Origin of the sequence: Curtobacterium sp. MCBD17_013, from assembly GCF_003234565.1 — a bacterium.
Lineage (GTDB): Bacteria > Actinomycetota > Actinomycetes > Actinomycetales > Microbacteriaceae > Curtobacterium.
Map to the genome: position 1 here is coordinate 64477 of NZ_QKTU01000002.1, position 19774 is coordinate 84250.

Consider the following 19774-nt stretch of genomic DNA (forward strand, 5'->3'; position numbering starts at 1 on the left):
CACGATCGTCACGCGGGCCGGGAGGCGTAGCATCGGTCGCCCCGCCGCCCCCGTCCCCGCTTGGTGAGGTCCCCATCCTGCTCTGCCGTCCGCTGGCCGTGATCGCCGCATCCGCCGCCCTGTCCGTCGTCGTCATCGGCACCGCCGACCCCGGTGCGGGACCGGCCGCGTCGGCGGCCACCGTGGTGCCCGCTTCCACCGCGCACCACGGTGCGCGCGCCGGTCGCGACGGTCTGCCCCCGCGCGGAGCGGAGTACGTCGCGCTCGGCGACTCCTACGCCGCCGGCTACGGCCTGCCACATGCGACGGGGGACCCGGTCCCGGCCTGCGGCCAGTCATCCGAGGACTACCCGCACCGCATCGCGGCCAGCCTGGACCTCCGGCTCGTGGACGTGACGTGCGCGGGGGCCACGAGCGCCGACGTCGTCTCCCGACGCCAGAACGGTGCCGCACCGCAGGTCGACGCGCTGAGCGACCGGACGCGGCTCGTCACGCTGTCCATCGGCGGCAACGACGCGGGGCTGTTCGCGACGGCGTCCTCGTGCGTCGCCCTGTCCCGACGCGGACCCGTGCTGTCGGGGGCGGACGTGCCGAACTGTCGCAGCCGCCTGGTCACCGACGGGACCGACGCGCTCGCGGCGGCCGTCGAGGGTCCCGTCACCCGTGGCATCCGGTCGGCGGTGCGTGCGGTGCGGACGGCCGCGCCGCACGCCCGACTCGTCGTCGTCGGGTACCCCACGATCTTCCCGGACGCCGCCCACACACCAACGGCGGGTTGCTTCCGCGCCGCGCTCGACGCCGCGAGCCTGACCGGGTCGTTCCCGCGCGATGCGTTCCCGTTCACGGACACGGACGTCCGCTACCTCCACGGCGTGCAGCAGCGGCTCGACCGGACGACGCGGGCCGTCGTGCACCAGGCCGGTGGGACCTACGTCTCGATGCTCTCCGCGACGGCCGCCCACTCACCGTGTTCGAGGACCCGGCCGTTCGTCCGGGGGATCACCCTGTCCGCCTCGTCCGGCCTCCGGGACGTCGACCTCGTACCCGGGGCGCTGCATCCGAACGCAGCGGGTGCCGGAGCGATGGCCACGGACGCCGGACGCCGCATCCGCGCCGTGTACGCGGAGGCCGCGGCACGGGCCCGGGAGGCACGGGCCAGCGCGTCCGCGCAGGCGCGGGCGTCCGCGTCGGCAGCGGCTCGTGCGGCCGCCGCTCGGTCCTCCGCCGACGCGGGCCGGCTGGCGATCGGCGCGGGGGTGGTCGTCCTCGGCGCTGTCGTGGTCGTCTGGGCGTTCGTGCGTCGTCGACGTCGTCCCGACGGGTCGTGACGGCCGTGGTGACGAGCGCGGGCATCGTGCTGTACCGATCGGCCGCGGCACCGGTCGCTCGTGGTGCTGCCGACCCGGAGATCGACACCGAGGTCTTCGTCGCGCACATGGGTGGCCCGTTCTGGCGGCGGCGACCACGGGCGTGGTCGTTCCCGAAGGGCGAGTACCTCGACGAGACACCGCTCGACGCCGCGCGGCGCGAGTTCCACGAGGAGATCGGCGTCCCCGCACCGGACGTGCCGTACGTCGAACTCGGCACGTTCCGCCAGGCCTCGGGCAAGCGCGTCACGCTGTTCGCGGGCGCGTCGGACCTCGTCGTGGAGACGGTCCGGAGCACGACCTTCCTCGTCGAGCTCCCGCGGGGGTCGGGCCGGATGGTGTCGTTCCCCGAGGTGGACGACGCCCGGTGGACGAGCGTCGCCGCGGCACGGACGGACCTCGTGGCGGGTCAGGTGCCTGCGCTCGACGCCCTGCTCACCCTGCTCCGTCGCGAGGAGGCGTAGCGCCGACGAGAGGGGCGGCGAGAGAGGCGTCGCGCCCACGAGAGGGGCGTCGCACCCGAGAGAGGCGTCGCGCCCACGAGAGAGGCGGCGGGCTCAGGACGAGGGCCGCACACGACCGGACACGACCCCGCCGCGGACGTGCACGGTGAGGGTGCCGCTCTCGCTCTGCGTCACGAGGGTGACGGATCCGGTGAGGGCGTCGGCACGGGGGAAGCACGACGTGCTCGCCGTCCGACCGTCCGCCGTCGCGAGCAGGCAGACGAGCGACGCGTTCGTCCCGACCGCCGCGTACACGTCCCACGGCGTCTGGGCGTCGTCCGCCGACAGGGAGCGGTTCGTGAACACCAGGCGTGTGGAGTGCAGCCGCACGGGAGCCGAGACCGCTCCCGGGATCTGGTCGGCGAACGTCTGCGGCGCCGAGAGCAGCGCCGCGAGGGTGCGTTCCCCGTCGCTCGTGGCGGCCGCGACCGACGGTCGTGACCGCTGTTGGTCGATCGTCGTCCCGACCAGTGCACCGACGCCGAACGACGCGAGTGCGGTGCCGACGATCGCGACGAGGCCGACACGGCGGAGCCGGACCGGGAGGCGGCCCCACGCTCCTCGCCTCGGCGCGCGACCGGAGCCGGAGCCGCTGGACCGCCCGTCGTCGAGCGCGGTCACCGGTGCGACGTCGCTCGCCCGGGCCGAGGTCGGGTCGGGCGGTGCGGGGGCAGCGGCGCCCGCACCGGACGGGACCCGGTCGGCAGCCATCGGCATCGAGTCGGTCCGGTCGGCGCCGGTCGGTCGAGCATCGCGCGTCTCGGCGACGACCGGCCGGCCAGGCGCGGGGTCGAGGGCATCGAGCGCCCGGCGAGCGGCCTGCGCCTCGGCGGGCGTGGCGTCCGGCCCGTACGCGATCGCCTGCAACGCCGCGCGGCGCCGGCCCGGCTCCGGGCCGGCGCCGCCGACCCCGTCATCGAGTGCCGACATGTCCTCCGCCGTTCGTCCCACCCATCCTGCTCCGTGGAGCGGCCCGTGGAGCGGCCCGCGGAGCGGCCGGGGTCAGTCCTCGGCCTCGGTGGCCTCCAGGTCGGCGGTCCGGGCGTCGTCGTCCGTGAGCGCGTCGTCCGCGGGCGCCGCGTCGATGTCGAAGGACAGGTCGCGCTCCAGCCGTTCCGCGGTGACCGGCTCCCCGTCGACGATGGGCGGTTCCCACTCGCGGTCGCTGCCGCTCGTTCCGTCGTTGCTCATGACGCCTCCTCGTCCGCGTGGCCGGGGCGCCCACGCCGAGCGCCCCTCGCGCCGACGCTAGGCGCGGCCCGCGACCTCCGTTCCCAGGGACGTCGTCGTCGCCGTCGGCCTAGGCTCGGCGACATGACGGAACCAGGGCACGACCAGCGCGACCCGGCTGCGGCTGCGGAGGCGGCAGCGGCGAGCACCTCCGACAGCGTGCTGCAGGGCGACCTCACCCGGCCGATGAGCGAGGACACCCAGTCGGGTGCGGCGGACTACGTGGCCACGAACACGGGCGGTGTCTCCGCCGAGCGCCGCAACCCGCTGCCGGACGAGGAGCAGGGACGGGGCACGGAGTACGACCCGGTGGACCAGGGCCCGCAGCAGGAGGGTCAGGGCGGCTGATCCCGTTCCGCGGGAGCGACGGCTGCCCGCGCGCCGCGGACCACGTTCAGCGGACTCCAGGCAAGATCACGGCATGACCGCTGCCTCCCCGCGCACCCCGGCCACGGTCGCACTCGACCGTGCCGGTGTCCCTTACACGCCGCACGTGTACGAGCACCACGAGACGGCGACGAACTTCGGCGCCGAGGCGGCCGCGGCGCTCGGGCTCCGCGAGGACCAGGTGTTCAAGACGCTCGTCGTCCAGGTCGACGAGCAGCTCGTGGTCGCGGTGGTCCCCGTCGCGAACCGACTCGACCTCAAGGCGATCGCGACCGCGGTCGGGGGCAAGAAGGCGTCGCTCGCGGCACCGGACCTCGCGGAGCGGCGCACGGGATACGTCGTCGGCGGCATCAGCCCGGTCGGACAGCGCACCACGCTCCGAACCGTGCTCGACGCGTCGGCCGAGGACTACGCCACGATCTTCGTGAGCGGCGGACGGCGGGGGTTCGACATCGAACTCGCGCCGCGAGACCTCCTCGCGATCACGGCGGGCGCGACGGCCGCGATCGCGCGGGACTGAGCCGGCGCCGTGGCGGCCACCTCGCGGACCTGAGTCGGGTCGACGCAACTTCTTCCCGCACCCGGGAATGGCCGGGGCACCTCTGCGTTGTATTGAGTCGGACGCACTCAAGTTCCACAGGAGGTCCCTTTGTCAGACGTCTTCGGCCCGACCGGCAGCGACAACTCGTTCGACGAGTTCCTCGCCCGCCTGCTCCAGGGCCAGCAGCGGTCCGTGCCGTTCGGCCGGCCCGTCGACATCACGCGGCTCCTCAGCCGCCGCACCCACGAAGTGCTCCGCGCCGCGGCGACGTTCGCCGTGGAGCGCGGCCACCACGAGATCGACGCGCTGCACCTGCTCCGCGTCCTCGTGACCGCCGAGCCGTTCGCCGGGCTCGTCCGCACCGTCGGCGCCGACCCCGAGCGGCTCGCCGCCGCGGTCGACGAACGACTCCCGGAGCCGTCCGACGAGCGCCCCGAGGGCCGTCCCGCGCTCACGCCCTCAGCGCAGCGCGCGCTCCTCGACGCCGCGCAGGCCGCGCGCGCGTTCGGATCCACGTACGTCGACCCCGAGCACGTCTTCTTCGCGCTCGTGGTCGAGCAGGACACCGTCGCCGGGCAGATGCTCGTCGCCGCGGGCGTGACGCCGCAGACCATGCAGCAGTACGCGCAGGACGCCGCCCGTGCCGCCCGCGAGGGACGCCCGGTCGCCGGCAGCACCGCGGCCGGCACACCGGGCCAGGAGTCCGACACCCCGACGCTCGACCAGTTCGGCACCGACCTCACCGCCCGTGCGCGCGAGGGCGGCATCGACCCCGTGATCGGCCGCGCCGGTGAGATCGAGCAGACCGTCGAGATCCTGCTCCGCCGTACCAAGAACAACCCGGTCCTCATCGGTGAACCGGGCGTCGGCAAGACCGCGATCGTCGAGGGCCTGGCCCAGCGCATCGTCGACGGCGACGTCCCCACGCTGCTCCAGGGCAAGCGGGTCGTCGCACTCGACATGGCCGCGATGGTCTCGGGCACGCGCTACCGCGGTGACTTCGAGGAGCGACTCACCAAGGTCATGGACGAGATCGCCGCGCACCGCGACGAGCTCATCGTGTTCGTCGACGAGCTGCACACCGTCGTCGGCGCCGGCAGCGGTGGTGACGGCGGCATGGACGCCGGCAACATCCTCAAGCCGCGCCTCGCCCGCGGTGACCTGCACATGGTCGGCGCCACGACGCTCGACGAGTACCGCCGCATCGAGAAGGACGCCGCGCTCGAACGCCGCTTCCAGCCCGTGACGGTCGGCGAGCCGAGCGTGGCCGACGCCGTGCAGATCCTCGCCGGCCTGGCGCCGCGGTACGCCGAGCACCACGGCGTCGCCTACACGGACGACGCCATCCGCGCGGCCGTCGAGATGTCACATCGCTACGTGACCGACCGCTTCCTGCCTGACAAGGCCATCGACCTCATCGACCAGGCCGGCGCGCGGCGCCGTCTCGCCCTCAGCGGCACGGTCGACGTCGACGCCCTGCGTGCCGAGATCGTCGATCTGCAGTCCGCCAAGGACCGCGCGGTCGCCGAGGAGCAGTACGAGGAGGCATCGCGGCTCCGTGACGCCATCGACGGACTGGAGGCCCGGATCGAGTCCACCACCGCGCCCACCGCGACCGACGCGAGCAGCGCCTCCCGGACGGAGGCCGACACGACGATCACCGAGGCGGACATCGCCGAGGTCGTCGCCCGTGCGACCGGCATCCCCGCCTCGCGGCTCACCGCGGACGACCGCGCCCGGCTCGCGGTCCTCGAGGACGACTTGCACGCACGGGTGATCGGGCAGGACGACGCGGTCGCCGCCATCGCCAAGTCCGTCCGTCGCAGCCGCACCGGCATGGGCGACCCGCGTCGCCCCGTCGGGAGCTTCCTGTTCCTCGGCCCGACCGGTGTCGGCAAGACCGAGCTGGCGAAGGCGCTCGCGTCGAGCCTGTTCGGCGACGAGACCGCGATGCTCCGCTTCGACATGAGCGAGTTCGGGGAGCGCCACACGGTCAGTCGGCTCGTCGGCGCCCCTCCCGGGTACGTCGGGTACGACGAAGCCGGGCAGCTCACCGAGCGTGTCCGCCGGAACCCGTACTCGGTGATCCTGCTCGACGAGATCGAGAAGGCGCACCCGGACGTGTTCAACCTGCTCCTGCAGGTGCTCGACGACGGACGACTCACCGACGGGCAGGGACGCACCGTGGACTTCCGGAACACGGTCGTGATCATGACGTCGAACCTCGGGTCCGAGTTCCTCGCCAGCCGTTCGGGCGCCCTCGGGTTCTCGGCGGCGACCGACGCCTCGGGGTACGAGGAGCAGGACCTGCGGAACCGGGTGATGGGCAAGCTCCGCGAGGCCATGCGGCCCGAGTTCCTCAACCGGATCGACGAGATCGTGCTGTTCCGCAAGCTCGACCGCGCGCAGCTGCACGCCATCGTCGGGCTCCTGCTCGCCGACACCGCACGTCGGGTGGCCGCGCAGGACCTCGACCTGGAGGTCCGTCCCGCCGCAGTCGACTGGCTCGCCGAGCACGGGTACGAACCCGAGTACGGCGCCCGTCCGCTGCGTCGGCTCATCCAGCGCGAGGTCGAGGACCGCGTCGCGGACCTCATGGTCCGCTCCGAGGTCGCGGCCGGCGAGACCATCGCGATCGACGTGGTCGCCGACCAGCTCGTCGCCACCGTGGACCGGGACGCCCGCGTGCGGGTCTAGTCCACTCCGGGTGGAGGAACTTGTCCGGGCGGTGCCACGGACCGGACGGGCGTCAGCGCGCGGCGTTCTGCACGAGTCCGACCGCGTACGACGCGAACCAGTCGCCGGCCGCCGGCCCACCGTTGCACGTGCCGTCACTCGCACCGGGTGTCTTCACCCACAGCAGCGCGTCGAGCTGGCCGCTGCCGTACGTGACGTGCGGGTCCTGACCGAGGCCGGCACCCGCTGGGTTGCACCAGTCGCCGCGGGCACCGCGACCGTTCCGCGAGACGTCGATGACGAAGTGCGATCCGCCGGTGAGGGCGGACACCTTGCCGGCGTAGGAGCGCTCCGGGTCGACGGCGTTGAAGTTCGACACGTTCGTGAAGAACCCGCGCGCCTGGCTGACGCCCGCCTGGTTCAGCTCCGAGGCCGTGACGGCCGGCGTGTTCCAGCTCGAGTTCCCCCCGTCGAGGTACGCGGGGACACCGGCGGCGTGGAACTGTGCGACCGCTGTCCCGAGGAGCGGGAGCCGCGTCGACGCGTCCTGCGAACACGACGGGAGCATCGCGAGCGAGTCGGGCTCGACGAGCACGACCGCGCGATGACCGTGGAGGTCGTCCGCGATCTGCTGGTTCCACGCGGTGTACTGCGCGGGCGTCAGCCCACCAGCGGAGTACCCGCCGCAGTCCCGGTCGGGGATCGCGTAGGTGACGAACACCGGGGTGGTGCCCTTCGATTCTGCGCTCGCCAGGTTCCGTGCGATGGTGCTGTCGAGCAGGCCGCCCTGGAACCACTCGCCCAACCAGATCGCGATCGGCTGGCGTGCGATCGTCCGCGCCGCCGCTGCCTCGGTGGCCCGGCCCTGTGCGGCGAGGGTCGCTGCCGCCTGCGCCGGCTGGCTGTCGGGCTGGACGTACAGACCGCCCTGGTAGATCGTCTGCGTCGGAGCAGTACGGATCGTCGCCGGTGTGACGGTGGCGGTCGCCGCCGATGCGCTGGCGGTGATGGCCGTCGTGGTGCTGATCGACGCGACGGCGGCGGCCACGAGGGCCGCACGGACGATGCGGTTCATCGGTTGTTCCCCTGGGTGATCGCTGACAGACGTCCTGTACGTCTGCCGTGTGTGGGGGACAAGTCAACCGGCCGCCGTTCCGCTTGTCCACGCGGACCGGAGGGGCTTGCCAACCGCCACGCCGTGTGCTCCTCGCCGGCCAGCAGGACAGCCTGTACCCCGGTGGGCGGTCCGGATCGGCGCACGGCGTACCCCGTCCCGCGCCGGTACCGACGACACGCCGGCCAGCGCCGTCCCCGTACGGTTGGGGCATGACCGAGCACGCCGCGTCCCTCGTCGAACGACTCACCGCCGTGGTGCCGGACTTCCCGAAGCCGGGGATCCTCTTCCGCGACGTCACCCCGGTGTTCGCCGATCCCGTCGCGTTCTCGACCGTCTGTGGCGCACTCGCCGAGCCGTTCACGGACGTCGAGGCCGTGGCGGGCATCGAGGCGCGCGGGTTCGCGTTGGCCGGGGGGATCGCCGTCCAGCGGGGCAGGGGTGTGCTCACCGTCCGCAAGGCGGGGAAGCTCCCCGGCGAGGTCCTCAGCGAGCAGTACGCGCTCGAGTACGGCGAGGCCGCGGTGGAGCTGCGCCCCGGACAACTGCCCGAGGGCACGCGCGTCCTCGTGGTCGACGACGTCCTCGCGACGGGTGGCACCGCCGAGGCGACCATCACGCTGCTCGAACGTGCCGGGTACCACGCGGTCGGGTTCGCAGCGCTCCTCGAACTCGACGGCCTCGGGGGCCGGGCCCGTCTCGAGGGTCGACTGCCGGTGCACACCCTCGGGACCGCGCCCGCCTGACGCCTCGCGCGCGCTGCGCAGCGAGCACTCCCGCCACGGTGCGGGCCGGGGTCGTCGACGGGGCGGTGCGGGCCTCCCGGCCGACTAGTGTTGGTGCACCACCGAACGAGGGAGCCCCACCACCGTGACCGAGTCAGTCGTCCCCGCCGCCGACCAGCCCGACGTGCCGCCGGCACCCGCGACCGTGACGGCGACGACCACGACGACCGGGACCGAGCTGTTCGCGGGCGAGCGGTCGGTCGTGGCGATCCGGGTCGACGGTGTGCTCCGTGACCTCGCGGCCGAGGTCTCCGCCGGGGCGGTCGTCGAGCCCGTGACCCTCGCTGAGCAGGACGGCCTCGACATCCTCCGGCACTCGACCGCGCACGTGCTCGCGCAGGCCGTGCAGGCGATCAACCCCGAGGCGAAGCTCGGCATCGGACCGCCCGTCACCGACGGCTTCTACTACGACTTCGACGTGGCCGAGCCGTTCACGCCCGAGGACCTCAAGGCCATCGAGAAGGGCATGGACCGCATCATCCGGCAGGGCCAGCGGTTCGTCCGTCGCGTGGTGAGCGACGACGGGGCGCGCGAGCTCATGGCGGGGGAGCCGTACAAGCAGGAGCTGATCGGCCTCAAGGGCGCGGCGAGCGAGGGTGACGCCGGCGAGAGCGTCGAGGTCGGTGCCGGCGAACTCACCGTCTACGAGAACGTGGACCCGAAGTCCGGCGAGGTCGTCTGGCAGGACCTCTGCCGCGGGCCGCACCTGCCCACGACCCGGGTCATCGGCAACGCCGCGAAGCTCATGCGGGTGGCTGCGGCCTACTGGCGTGGCTCCGAGAAGAACCCGCAGCTCCAGCGGATCTACGGCACCGCATGGCCCGACAAGGACCAGCTCCGCGCGTACCTCGAGCGCCTCGAGGAAGCCGCCAAGCGCGACCACCGCAAGCTCGGGGCCGAGCTCGACCTGTTCTCGTTCCCGGACGAGATCGGCTCGGGCCTCGCGATCTTCCACCCCAAGGGCGGGATCATCCGCCGCGAGATGGAGGACTACTCGCGGCGCCGCCACGAGGCCGAGGGCTACTCCTTCGTCAACACGCCGCACATCACCAAGGGCGACCTCTTCGAACAGTCCGGCCACCTCGGGTGGTACAAGGACGGCATGTTCCCGCCGATGCACCTCGACGAGGCACGGAACGACGAGGGCGAGATCACCCGGCAGGGCGCCGATTACTACCTCAAGCCGATGAACTGCCCGATGCACATCCTCGTGTACCGCTCGCAGGCCCGGTCCTACCGCGACCTCCCGCTCCGGCTGTTCGAGTTCGGGACCGTGTACCGGAACGAGAAGTCCGGTGTCATCCACGGCCTGACCCGTGTCCGTGGTCTCACGATGGATGACGCCCACATCTTCACGACGCGCGAGCAGATGAAGGACGAGCTCACCCGCACGCTGAACTTCGTGCTGTCGCTGCTCCGCGACTACGGCCTCACCGACTTCTACCTCGAGCTCTCCACGAAGGACCCGGACAAGTACGTCGGCTCCGACGAGGTCTGGGAGGAAGCCACGAGCACGCTGGCGGAGGTCGCCGCCGATTCCGGTCTCGAGCTCGTGCCGGACCCGGGCGGAGCCGCGTTCTACGGTCCGAAGATCTCGGTCCAGGCCCGTGATGCGATCGGCCGCACGTGGCAGATGTCGACGGTGCAGCTCGACTTCAACCTGCCCGAGCGCTTCGGCCTCGAGTACACCGCCGCGGACGGATCGCGTCAGCCTCCGGTGATGATCCACCGCGCGCTCTTCGGGTCGATCGAGCGGTTCTTCGGCGTCCTCACCGAGCACTACGCGGGTGCCTTCCCCGCGTGGCTCGCACCGGTGCAGGTCGTCGGGATCCCGGTGGCCGAGGAGTACGGCGACTACCTCGACGAGGTCGTCACGCGGCTCCGCGAGCAGGGCGTGCGCGCCGAGGTCGACCACTCTGACGACCGCATGCAGAAGAAGATCCGCACCCACACCAAGCAGAAGGTCCCGTTCATGCTCATCGCGGGCGACGAGGACCGGCAGCAGGGCGCCGTGAGCTTCCGGTTCCGCGACGGCAGCCAGCACAACGGCGTGCCGATCCAGGAGGCCGTGGACCGCATCACGACGGCCATCCGCGAGCGGGCTCAGGTCTGACCGTGGCGGAGACCCCGGGAACGGAGGGCGACCCCTTCGTCATCCGCTCCTCCGCGGACATGGCCGCCGTGCCCGACGCGTTCCAGCGCCTCTGGACGCCGCACCGCGCGGTGTACATCGAGCAGGGACGCGCGGGGGAGGGGCGTGGCCAGAAGGACGACTGCCCGTTCTGCGTCGCGCCGACCCTGCCGGACGAGGACGCCCTCATCGTGGCCCGCGGCCGGACGGCATTCGTGCTGCTCAACCTCTACCCGTACAACAACGGCCACCTGCTCGTCTGCCCCTACCGCCACGTGGCCCTGTACGACGAGGCGACCGACGAAGAAGCCGCCGAGATGACCGCCCTCACGCGCACCGCGATGGGCGTGCTCCGGACCGTGGCGCACTGCGACGGCTTCAACATCGGCATGAACCAGGGCGAGATCGCCGGCGCGGGCGTCGCGGCGCACCTGCATCAGCACATCGTGCCGCGCTGGGCGTCCGACTCGAACTTCTTCCCGATCATCGCGCGGACGAAGGCGATCACCCAGCTCCTCGGCGAGACCCGGCGCCTGGTGACCGAGGCGTGGCCGCACGAGTCGCGTGTTCGCCCAGCGTGATCACGCTCCGCCGGGCAACTAGACTGGGTGGATCATGAGCGACAGCACCGCATCGACCACCGATCCCGCCTCGACCCCCGGCACCTCGATCACCGGTTCCTCGCGCGTCAAGCGCGGCCTCGCCGAGATGCTCAAGGGCGGCGTCATCATGGACGTCATCGACGCAGAGCAGGCGCGCATCGCCGAGGACGCCGGCGCGACGGCGGTCATGGCGCTCGAGCGTGTCCCCGCCGACATCCGGGCCCAGGGCGGCGTCGCCCGCATGTCCGACCCGTCGATGATCGAGGACATCATCGCCGCCGTGTCGATCCCCGTCATGGCGAAGGCACGCATCGGCCACTTCGTCGAGGCCCAGGTGCTGCAGGAGCTCGGTGTCGACTACATCGACGAGTCCGAGGTCCTCTCGCCGGCGGACTACGTCAACCACATCGACAAGTGGGACTTCACCACGCCCTTCGTGTGCGGCGCGACGAACCTCGGTGAGGCCCTCCGTCGCATCACCGAGGGTGCGGCGATGATCCGCTCCAAGGGCGAGGCCGGCACGGGCGACGTCTCCGAGGCGACGCGGCACATCCGCACGATCTCGAAGGAGATCGCCGCGCTCCGCAACCTCAAGGACGACGAGCTCTACGTCGCCGCCAAGGAGCTGCAGGCTCCGTACGACGTCGTCAAGGAGGTCGCCCGGACGGGTGCGCTGCCCGTCGTGCTGTTCACCGCGGGCGGCGTGGCCACCCCGGCGGACGCGGCGATGATGATGCAGCTCGGCGCGGACGGCGTGTTCGTCGGCTCGGGCATCTTCAAGTCCGGCGACCCGGCGAAGCGCGCCGCGGCGATCGTCAAGGCCGTCACGTTCCACGACGACCCGAAGGTCATCGCCGAGGTCTCCCGCGGTCTGGGCGAGGCGATGGTCGGCATCAACGTGGCCGACGTCCCCGCGCCGCACCGCCTCGCCGAGCGTGGCTGGTAGCCCCGTCGTCGGGAGCGTCCGGCCCCGGATCGGGGTCCTCGCACTCCAGGGCGACTTCCGGGAGCACATCGCGTCGCTGACGGCGCTCGGTGCCGAGGTCGTGCCGCTCCGTCGCCCGGAGGAACTCGCGAGCCTCCAGGGCGTCGTGATCCCGGGGGGCGAGTCCAGCGTGATGGACAAACTGGCGCGGTCGTTCGGTCTCGCCGAGCCGTTGTCCCAGGCCATCCACGAGGGCCTGCCGACGTACGGCACCTGCGCCGGGATGATCATGCTGTCGTCGCGCATCCAGGACGGCATCGACGGGCAGCGGACGCTCGACGTGCTCGACACGACGGTCCGCCGGAACGCGTTCGGCAACCAGAACGACTCGTTCGAGATCGACATCCCGATGCCGGACCTCGGCGAGGCCCCGGTGCACGCCGTGTTCATCCGTGCCCCGGTGGTCGAGGACCACGGTCCCGACGTGCAGGTCATCGGCGCCCTGCCCGACGGCCGACCGATCGCGGTGCAGCAGGGCAACGTCATCGCCTCGGCGTTCCACCCCGAGGTCAGCGGCGAGGACCGCTTCCACCGCCGCTTCCTCCAGCTCGTCGCCGACGCCTGACCCGGTCGGCGCGCGCCAGGGGGGAGGCGCGGCTCCACCCGTCCCGTCCCTCCCGGCCTGTACGATGACCGGGATCACCAGAACCGATCGAGGAGAACCGTGTCCGGGCATTCCAAGTGGGCAACGACCAAGCACAAGAAGGCGGTCATCGACCAGCGCCGTGCGAAGTCCTTCGCGAAGCTCATCAAGAACATCGAGGTCGCCGCCAAGATGGGCGGTGCGGACCTCTCGGGCAACCCGACGCTGGTCGACGCCGTGCAGAAGGCGAAGAAGACCTCCGTCCCGAACGACAACATCGACCGCGCGATCAAGCGCGGCGCCGGCCTCACCGGTGAGTCGATCGACTACCAGACGATCATGTACGAGGGCTACGGCCCGAACGGCGTCGCGATGCTGATCGAGTGCCTCACGGAGAACAGGAACCGCGCCGCGGCCGAGGTCCGGACCGCGATGACGCGCAACGGCGGCACCATGGCCGACCCGGGCAGCGTGGCCTACAACTTCGCGCGCAAGGGCGTCATCTCGGTCACCAAGACCGACGGCCTCACCGAGGACGACGTCCTCGGTGCCGTGCTCGACGCCGGTGTCGAGGAGGTCACCGACCAGGGTGGCGGGTTCGAGATCATCACCGAGGCCTCGGACCTCGTCGCCGCGCGGACGGCCCTGCAGGACGCCGGGATCGACTACGACGCCGCCGACGCCGAGTTCGTCCCCGGGCTCCGCATCGACGTCGACGCCGAGACGGCCCGCAAGGTGTTCAAGCTCATCGACGCCCTCGAGGACAGCGACGACGTGCAGAACGTCTACGCGAACTTCGCGATCCCGGCCGAGGTGCAGGCCGAGCTCGACGAGGACGAGGACTAGTCCCGTGACCAGGTCCGACCGGCCCCGTCCGTGATCCGCGTCCTCGGCGTCGACCCGGGCCTGACCCGGTGTGGCGTCGGCGTCGTCGAGGTCGCGGCCGACCGTCGGGCCCGTCTCGTGCACGTCACGGTGGTCCGCACACCGTCGGACATGGCGCTCGAGCAGCGGTTGGTCCGCATCGCCGCGGGCGTCGGTGCCGCGATGGACGAGTTCCGGCCCGATGCCGTGGCCGTCGAGCGAGTCTTCGCCCAGGCGAACGTGCGCACGGTCATGGGCACCGCCCAGGCGGCAGGACTCGCACTCCACGCAGCGGCGTCGCGGTCGATCCCCGTCACGTTGCACACCCCCTCCGAGGTCAAGGCGGCGATCAGCGGCTACGGCAACGCCGACAAGAAGCAGGTGGCGACGATGGTGGCGCGGGTGCTCGGACTGGCCGAGGCCCCGAAGCCCGCCGACGCATCGGACGCGCTCGCACTCGCGATCTGCCACGCCTGGAGGGTCGGCGCACCGACCGAGGCCGGTGCGCGGGCCGTCACGCTCACGCCGGCCCAGCGGGCGTGGCGAGAGGCCGAGCGGTCGGTGGTGTCTCGTAGGCTCGGAGGATGATCGCGAGTCTCCGAGGCACCTGCATCGACACGGCGGGCTCCCGCATGGTGGTCGAGGTCGGTGGCGTCGGGTACGGCGTGACCGTGACCCCGCAGCACGCGTTGGCCGTCCGACACGGGGCCGAGGTCTTCCTGTGGACCGTGCTCGTCGTCCGCGAGGACGACATGTCGCTGTACGGGTTCGAGACCGCCGAGGCGCTGCAGGTGTTCGACCTGCTCCGCGGCGTCTCCGGCGTCGGGCCGAAGTCCGCGATGGGGGTGCTCGCGACGATGACGCCCGCACAGGTGGCGCGCGCGGTCACCGACGACGACGACACGGCCTTCCGCAAGGTGAGCGGCATCGGCCCGAAGACGGCCAAGCTCATCACGGTGGCCCTCGCCGGCAAGCTCACCGCCGTACACCAGGCCACCCCGTCGCCCGCGGCTCCGCACCCCGCATCGGAGGACGTCGTCATCGCCCTGGTCGGTCTCGGTTGGCGCGAGGACGCTGCGCGCACCGCCGTCGACGAGACGATCGCGAACGAGCCCGGTGTCGCAGCGATGGGCACGCAGGCGTTGCTCCGTGCCGCGCTCGGCACGCTCCGGCCGTCGGGTGCGGCGCGATGAGCGGGATCACGTCCTCCGCACCCGAGTCCGAGGCCGAGCTCGCCTTCGAGGGAGCCATGCGGCCGCGGTCCCTGGCGGAGTTCGTCGGCCAGCGCAAGGTGCGCGGGCAGCTCGAGCTCCTGCTCACGGCCGCGGCGATGCAGGAGCGCACGCCGGACCACATCCTGCTGGCCGGGCCTCCCGGGCTCGGCAAGACGACGCTCGCGATGATCGTCGCGCACGAGTCGGGGCGACCGTTGCGGATGTCGAGCGGGCCGGCGATCCAGCACGCCGGCGATCTCGCCGCCGTCCTGTCCTCACTCGTGCCGGGAGAGGTCCTGTTCATCGACGAGATCCACCGCATGGCGCGCTCCGCCGAGGAGATGCTCTACCTCGCGATGGAGGACTTCCGCATCGACATCATGGTCGGCAAGGGCGCGGGCGCGACGAGCATCCCGCTCGACCTCGCCCCGTTCACCCTCGTCGGGGCGACCACGCGGGCCGGGCTGCTGCCGAACCCGCTCCGCGATCGCTTCGGGTTCACGGCCCACCTCGAGTTCTACGAACAGGACGAGCTCGAGCAGGTCCTCGTCCGCGCCGCGGGGCTGCTCGACCTCGCCATCGACCGGTCCGCCCTCCGCGAGATCGCCGGACGGTCCCGGGGGACACCCCGCATCGCGAACCGCTTGCTGCGTCGCGTCCGCGACTACGCCCTCGTGCACGCGCCCGTCAGCGGCATCGACGCCGTCCGTGGCGCACTCGACCTGTACGACGTCGACGAGCTCGGTCTCGACCGCCTCGACCGCGCGGTCGTGGAGACCATGCTCACGCGGTTCGACGGCGGTCCGGTCGGTCTCAACACGCTCGCCGTGTCGGTGGGCGAAGAGAGCGAGACCATCGAGTCGGTCGTCGAACCGTTCCTCGTGCGCGTCGGGCTCGTCACCCGGACACCCCGGGGCCGGATCGCGACGCCGACGGCGTGGCGGCACTTCGGGCTCACACCCGGCGGCGCCGCCCAGCAGGGCTCCGCTCCCACGGCACAGCCAGAACTGTTCGAGCGCGACTGACGCTCCGAGCGGCGACGCGGGGCGGGACGATGCTCCCAGCGCGGTGCCCTAGACTACCCCCGCCCGATTCGAGCACCCCCCGGAAGGCCCATCCCATGCAGTCTAGTCCGACCACCATCGTCATGCTGGTCCTCGCGTTGGGGCTCGTGTTCCTCATGTTCCGCAACAGCCGGAAGCGGAAGCAGCAGCAGGAGACGATGACCACCAAGATGGTCCCGGGCGCGCGCGTCATGCTGTCGTTCGGGCTCTACGGCACCATCGTGTCCGTGAACGACGAGAAGGTCACGGCCGACGTCGAGATCGCGCCCGGCACGATCGTCACCGTCCACCGCCAGACCCTGTCGCGGGTCGTCGACGACAACGGCGACGACGCCGCCACCGCGGTCGTGGGCACCACGGCCACGGGTGACGAGGAACCCCGGCCGGTGATCGCCCCGGTCGAGACCACGGGCGAGCCGGAGTTCGGCGAACGTCTCGGCAGCGACACCACCGGCGTGGTCGACCCGGACGCCAAGCGCGACGACCGCTGACCCCGACCCACCGCCCGGCCGACCCCGATCGGCCCGCCCGAGGGCGACTCCTCCGCACCCGGTAGCCGATCGGCTGCGCGGTCCGTACAGAAAGCAGAGACGCACAGGTGGCACGAACGACACCGGTCAAGAAGGCGCTTCGCTCGCTCACCTGGTTGGTCATCATCATCGCCGCGCTCTCGGCGCTCAACGGGACGGCGACCATCCTGGCCAACAGCGCGAAGACCTCCGGATGGTGGGACTCGGCGAGCTGGGTGCCGGAACTGGCGCTCGACCTCCAGGGCGGCACGCAGATCACGCTCGCCGCGAAGCAAACGGGTGGCAACGACGTCAACGCGCAGCAGCTGCAGCAGGCGGTCGAGATCATCCGTGAGCGCATCGACGCCTCGGGAGTGTCCGAGTCCGAGATCAACACGCAGGGCTCGAACAACATCGTCGTGTCGATCCCCGGCCGGCCCGACAAGCAGACCATCCAGCGGATCGAGGCGGCCGCGAAGCTGACCTTCCGCCCCGTCCTGTACACGACCGCGGCGACGAACACCTCGGTCGGCGGCAAGGGGAAGAACGGTACGGCCTCACCGACGCCGTACAGCCCGCCCGCGTCGCTCGAGGCCACGCCCACGGCGAAGCCGACGAACGCGAGCGACCCGAACTGGGTGAGCGCGCGCCTCCAGGACCTGTACGAGAACTACGACTGCAACGCGCCGGACGACGTCACCTCCGCCCCCGACTCGAAGCCGCTCGTGACGTGTGACCAGGACGGCGCCAGCAAGTACATCCTCGGCCCGGTCGAGGTCGTGGGCGCCGACATCAGCAACGCGACGTCCGGCATCGCCACGAACTCGCAGGGCGTGTCCACCGGCGAGTGGGCCGTCAACCTCAGTTTCAACGGCCAGGGCACCAAGGACTTCCGCGCGGTCACCTCGCGCCTCGTCTCGCTCACGGCGCCGCGGAACCAGTTCGCCATCGTCCTCGACGGCACGGTGATCACCGCGCCCGCCACGAACAGCGCGATCACCAACGGCAAGGCGCAGATCACGGGGTCGTTCACCGCGGACTCCGCCAAGACGCTCGCCGACCAGCTCAAGTTCGGTGCCCTGCCGATCAACTTCACGGTGCAGAGCAACGAGGTCATCTCGGCGACCCTCGGTTCGGCGCAGCTCATCGGCGGTCTGATCGCCGGTCTCATCGGTCTGCTCCTCGTCGTCATCTACTCCGTGGTGCAGTACCGGGCGCTCGCGTTCGTGACCGTCCTGTCGCTCGCGGTGTCCGCCGCGATCACCTACCTGGTGATCGCGATCATGTCGTGGCGCATCGACTACCGGTTGTCCCTGGCCGGCGTGGCAGGCCTCATCGTCGCGATCGGCATCACGGCCGACTCGTTCATCGTCTACTTCGAACGCATCCGCGATGAACTCCGCGAGGGCCGCGCGCTCGAGAGCGCGGTCGAGGCGGGGTGGCGCCGTGCCTTCCGCACGATCCTGGCGTCCGACTCGGTCAACTTCCTCGCGGCCGTGACCCTCTACATCCTCGCGGTGAGCGACGTGAAGGGCTTCGCGCTGACCCTGCTGCTCACGACGATCATCGACATCATCGTCGTGACGCTGTTCACCCACCCGATGCTCCGGCTCATCGCGCGCACCCGGTTCTTCAACGAGGGACACCGCTTCAGCGGGCTCGACCCGACCGCACTCGGTGCGGTGTACCGGGGCCGCGCGCAGTTCCGTGCCCCCGTCGTGGACGGCAAGCGCCAGCGGAGCGCACGTGAGGCCGCGCGACGACAGACGATCGCCGAACGCAAGGCGCAGGGCACGACGACGACCACGGACTCCGAACGCCCTGAGACCGACGGGAAGGACTCCTGATGGCCAGCTTCAGCCAGTTCGGCAGCGACCTCTACACCGGCAAGCGCTCCTACGACATCGTCGGGCGCCGACGCCTGTGGTACACGATCGCCATCGCCGCGATCGTCATCTCCGTCGTCGTGCCGTGGCTCCGCGGTGGCTACCACCTCGGCATCGAGTTCACCGGCGGGTCGGAGTTCACCATCTCCGACGTCTCCACCCTCGATCAGAACCCGGCCACCGCTGCGGTCGAGCGGGTCGTCCCGGACGTCGTCCCGCGGGTGTCCCAGCTCGGCCGGGACTCGATCCGGGTCCAGACCTCGCAGCTGACGACCGCGCAGAACGACGACGTCGCTGCCGCGCTCGCCAAGGCGTACGACGTGTCGGACACCAAGGTCGCGTCGTCCTACATCGGTGCGACCTGGGGTGCGGACGTCCTCGACCAGGCCATCCGCGGTCTCGTGATCTTCCTGATCCTCGCTGCCGCGTTCATGACCATCTACTTCCGCACCTGGAAGATGTCGCTCTCGGCCATGGCGGCGCTGCTCCACGACCTGCTCATCACGGCCGGGGTGTACGGCATCGTCGGCTTCGAGGTCACGCCCGCCGCGGTCATCGGGTTCCTGACGATCCTCGGGTACTCCCTGTACGACACGGTCGTGGTGTTCGACAAGGTCCGCGAGAACACGGCCCAGGACGCCGAGGGCTCGCGGCGCACCTTCGCGCAGTCGGTGAACCTCGCGGTGAACCAGACGCTCGTCCGCTCGATCAACACCTCGGTGGTCGCGTTGCTGCCCGTCGCGGCGATCCTCTTCATCGGGTCGTACGTCCTCGGCGCCGGGACCCTGCGGGACATCTCGCTCGCGCTGTTCATCGGCATCATCGTGGGCACCTACTCGACGATCTTCATCGCGTCGCCGCTCTACGCACACCTGCGGATCGGCGAGGAGAAGATCCGCAAGTCGGACCAGAAGAAGCTGCAGGCCGCGGCACGACAGCCGGCCTGACCACCGAGAGGCGACCGCATGCAGGAGATCGACGTCCACGAGGCCATGCGCCGCGTCGAGGGCGGAGCGCGACTCATCGACGTCCGCGAGCAGGACGAATGGGACGCGGGCCACGCTCCGGTCGCGCGCCTGCTGCCGATGTCGGCCCTGCAGGAGCGGTGGACCGAGATCGCCGCCGACGATGAACCGGCACTGATCATCTGCCACTCCGGCCACCGGTCGGGGATGGTCGCCGACGCGCTCGAGCGGTCGGGTGTGCCGGCCGTGAGCGTGGCCGGTGGCATGGTCGCGTGGGCGCAGGCCGGGGGAGCGGTCACGACGGCCGCTGACGACGCGAGCGGGCACCACGACGCCGTGGGCGAACCGGGTTCGGACGCCTGAGTCCG

At 71.5% G+C, this 19774-nt stretch carries 21 protein-coding genes; 18 read left to right on the plus strand and 3 right to left on the minus strand.

Going from position 1 to position 19774, the window contains the following annotated elements; translation table 11 throughout:
• The first annotated feature begins 98 nt into the window (after positions 1–98).
• Together DEI81_RS02900 and DEI81_RS02905 are read left to right on the plus strand one after the other, a co-directional pair.
• On the plus strand, positions 99–1328 hold the full coding sequence (locus DEI81_RS02900; protein WP_181435311.1) for an SGNH/GDSL hydrolase family protein: 1230 nt from the start codon (positions 99–101) through the stop codon (positions 1326–1328).
• Entirely contained in the window at positions 1325–1831 is a 507-nt protein-coding gene (locus tag DEI81_RS02905; RefSeq protein ID WP_258368467.1) for an NUDIX domain-containing protein, read from the plus strand. The genes DEI81_RS02900 and DEI81_RS02905 overlap by 4 nt, the downstream gene beginning before the upstream one ends.
• Before the next feature lie 93 nt (positions 1832–1924).
• Here DEI81_RS02905 and DEI81_RS02910 read toward each other — a convergent pair whose 3' ends face one another.
• Both DEI81_RS02910 and DEI81_RS02915 read right to left on the minus strand, forming a co-directional pair.
• A complete protein-coding gene (locus DEI81_RS02910) occupies positions 1925–2800 on the minus strand; it encodes a hypothetical protein (RefSeq protein WP_111009020.1) in 876 nt (291 codons plus the stop codon).
• Between the two features lie 72 nt (positions 2801–2872).
• Positions 2873–3061, minus strand: coding sequence for a hypothetical protein (locus DEI81_RS02915; protein ID WP_111009021.1), 189 nt, complete (start codon positions 3059–3061; stop codon positions 2873–2875).
• Positions 3062–3184: 123 nt separating this feature from the next.
• On the opposite strand from DEI81_RS02915, the gene DEI81_RS02920 reads away from it, so the two are divergent.
• The 3 genes from DEI81_RS02920 (at position 3185) to DEI81_RS02930 (ending at position 6725) form a co-directional block, all read left to right on the plus strand.
• A complete protein-coding gene (locus DEI81_RS02920) occupies positions 3185–3448 on the plus strand; it encodes a hypothetical protein (protein WP_111009022.1) in 264 nt (87 codons plus the stop codon).
• A gap of 73 nt (positions 3449–3521) precedes the next feature.
• The gene (gene ybaK / locus DEI81_RS02925) at positions 3522–4007 is read left to right on the plus strand and encodes a Cys-tRNA(Pro) deacylase (protein ID WP_111009023.1); all 486 of its coding nucleotides are present in this window, start codon (positions 3522–3524) and stop codon (positions 4005–4007) included.
• A 129-nt stretch (positions 4008–4136) separates the two neighbouring features.
• On the plus strand, positions 4137–6725 hold the full coding sequence (locus DEI81_RS02930) for an ATP-dependent Clp protease ATP-binding subunit (RefSeq protein WP_111009024.1): 2589 nt from the start codon (positions 4137–4139) through the stop codon (positions 6723–6725).
• A gap of 52 nt (positions 6726–6777) precedes the next feature.
• Here DEI81_RS02930 and DEI81_RS02935 read toward each other — a convergent pair whose 3' ends face one another.
• Positions 6778–7779, minus strand: a complete 1002-nt coding sequence (locus DEI81_RS02935; protein WP_111009025.1) for a glycoside hydrolase family 6 protein — start codon at positions 7777–7779, stop codon at positions 6778–6780.
• Positions 7780–8030: 251 nt separating this feature from the next.
• Here DEI81_RS02935 and DEI81_RS02940 point away from each other — a divergent pair, with 251 nt between their 5' ends.
• From DEI81_RS02940 to DEI81_RS03000, 13 genes are all read left to right on the plus strand, one after another.
• Positions 8031–8564, plus strand: a complete 534-nt coding sequence (locus tag DEI81_RS02940; RefSeq protein ID WP_111009026.1) for an adenine phosphoribosyltransferase — start codon at positions 8031–8033, stop codon at positions 8562–8564.
• A 163-nt stretch (positions 8565–8727) separates the two neighbouring features.
• On the plus strand, positions 8728–10716 hold the full coding sequence (gene thrS, locus DEI81_RS02945; protein WP_375334757.1) for a threonine--tRNA ligase: 1989 nt from the start codon (positions 8728–8730) through the stop codon (positions 10714–10716).
• Between the two features lie 59 nt (positions 10717–10775).
• Positions 10776–11315, plus strand: a complete 540-nt coding sequence (locus DEI81_RS02950) for an HIT domain-containing protein (protein ID WP_111009338.1) — start codon at positions 10776–10778, stop codon at positions 11313–11315.
• Between the two features lie 34 nt (positions 11316–11349).
• Positions 11350–12282 (plus strand): pyridoxal 5'-phosphate synthase lyase subunit PdxS, encoded by a 933-nt coding sequence (gene pdxS / locus DEI81_RS02955; protein ID WP_111009027.1) that lies wholly within the window; start codon positions 11350–11352, stop codon positions 12280–12282.
• Complete coding sequence (gene pdxT / locus DEI81_RS02960; protein ID WP_111009028.1) at positions 12272–12886, plus strand: pyridoxal 5'-phosphate synthase glutaminase subunit PdxT; 615 nt, start codon at positions 12272–12274, stop codon at positions 12884–12886. Before pdxS ends, pdxT begins: the two co-directional genes overlap by 11 nt.
• A gap of 99 nt (positions 12887–12985) precedes the next feature.
• Positions 12986–13750 carry a YebC/PmpR family DNA-binding transcriptional regulator gene (locus tag DEI81_RS02965; protein WP_111009029.1) on the plus strand — a complete coding sequence of 255 codons (765 nt, stop codon included), beginning with the start codon at positions 12986–12988 and terminating at the stop codon, positions 13748–13750.
• 30 nt (positions 13751–13780) lie between these two features.
• The gene (gene ruvC / locus DEI81_RS02970; RefSeq protein WP_111009030.1) at positions 13781–14356 is read left to right on the plus strand and encodes a crossover junction endodeoxyribonuclease RuvC; all 576 of its coding nucleotides are present in this window, start codon (positions 13781–13783) and stop codon (positions 14354–14356) included.
• A complete protein-coding gene (ruvA, locus tag DEI81_RS02975) occupies positions 14353–14961 on the plus strand; it encodes a Holliday junction branch migration protein RuvA (RefSeq protein ID WP_111009031.1) in 609 nt (202 codons plus the stop codon). Before ruvC ends, ruvA begins: the two co-directional genes overlap by 4 nt.
• Positions 14958–16007, plus strand: coding sequence for a Holliday junction branch migration DNA helicase RuvB (ruvB, locus tag DEI81_RS02980; RefSeq protein ID WP_111009032.1), 1050 nt, complete (start codon positions 14958–14960; stop codon positions 16005–16007). Before ruvA ends, ruvB begins: the two co-directional genes overlap by 4 nt.
• Before the next feature lie 95 nt (positions 16008–16102).
• The gene (yajC, locus tag DEI81_RS02985; RefSeq protein WP_111025594.1) at positions 16103–16537 is read left to right on the plus strand and encodes a preprotein translocase subunit YajC; all 435 of its coding nucleotides are present in this window, start codon (positions 16103–16105) and stop codon (positions 16535–16537) included.
• Positions 16538–16644: 107 nt separating this feature from the next.
• A complete protein-coding gene (secD, locus tag DEI81_RS02990) occupies positions 16645–18402 on the plus strand; it encodes a protein translocase subunit SecD (RefSeq protein ID WP_111009034.1) in 1758 nt (585 codons plus the stop codon).
• Positions 18402–19388 (plus strand): protein translocase subunit SecF, encoded by a 987-nt coding sequence (gene secF, locus DEI81_RS02995; RefSeq protein ID WP_111009035.1) that lies wholly within the window; start codon positions 18402–18404, stop codon positions 19386–19388. The genes secD and secF overlap by 1 nt, the downstream gene beginning before the upstream one ends.
• 18 nt (positions 19389–19406) lie before the next feature.
• A complete protein-coding gene (locus tag DEI81_RS03000) occupies positions 19407–19769 on the plus strand; it encodes a rhodanese-like domain-containing protein (RefSeq protein ID WP_111009036.1) in 363 nt (120 codons plus the stop codon).
• Positions 19770–19774 lie beyond the last annotated feature (5 nt).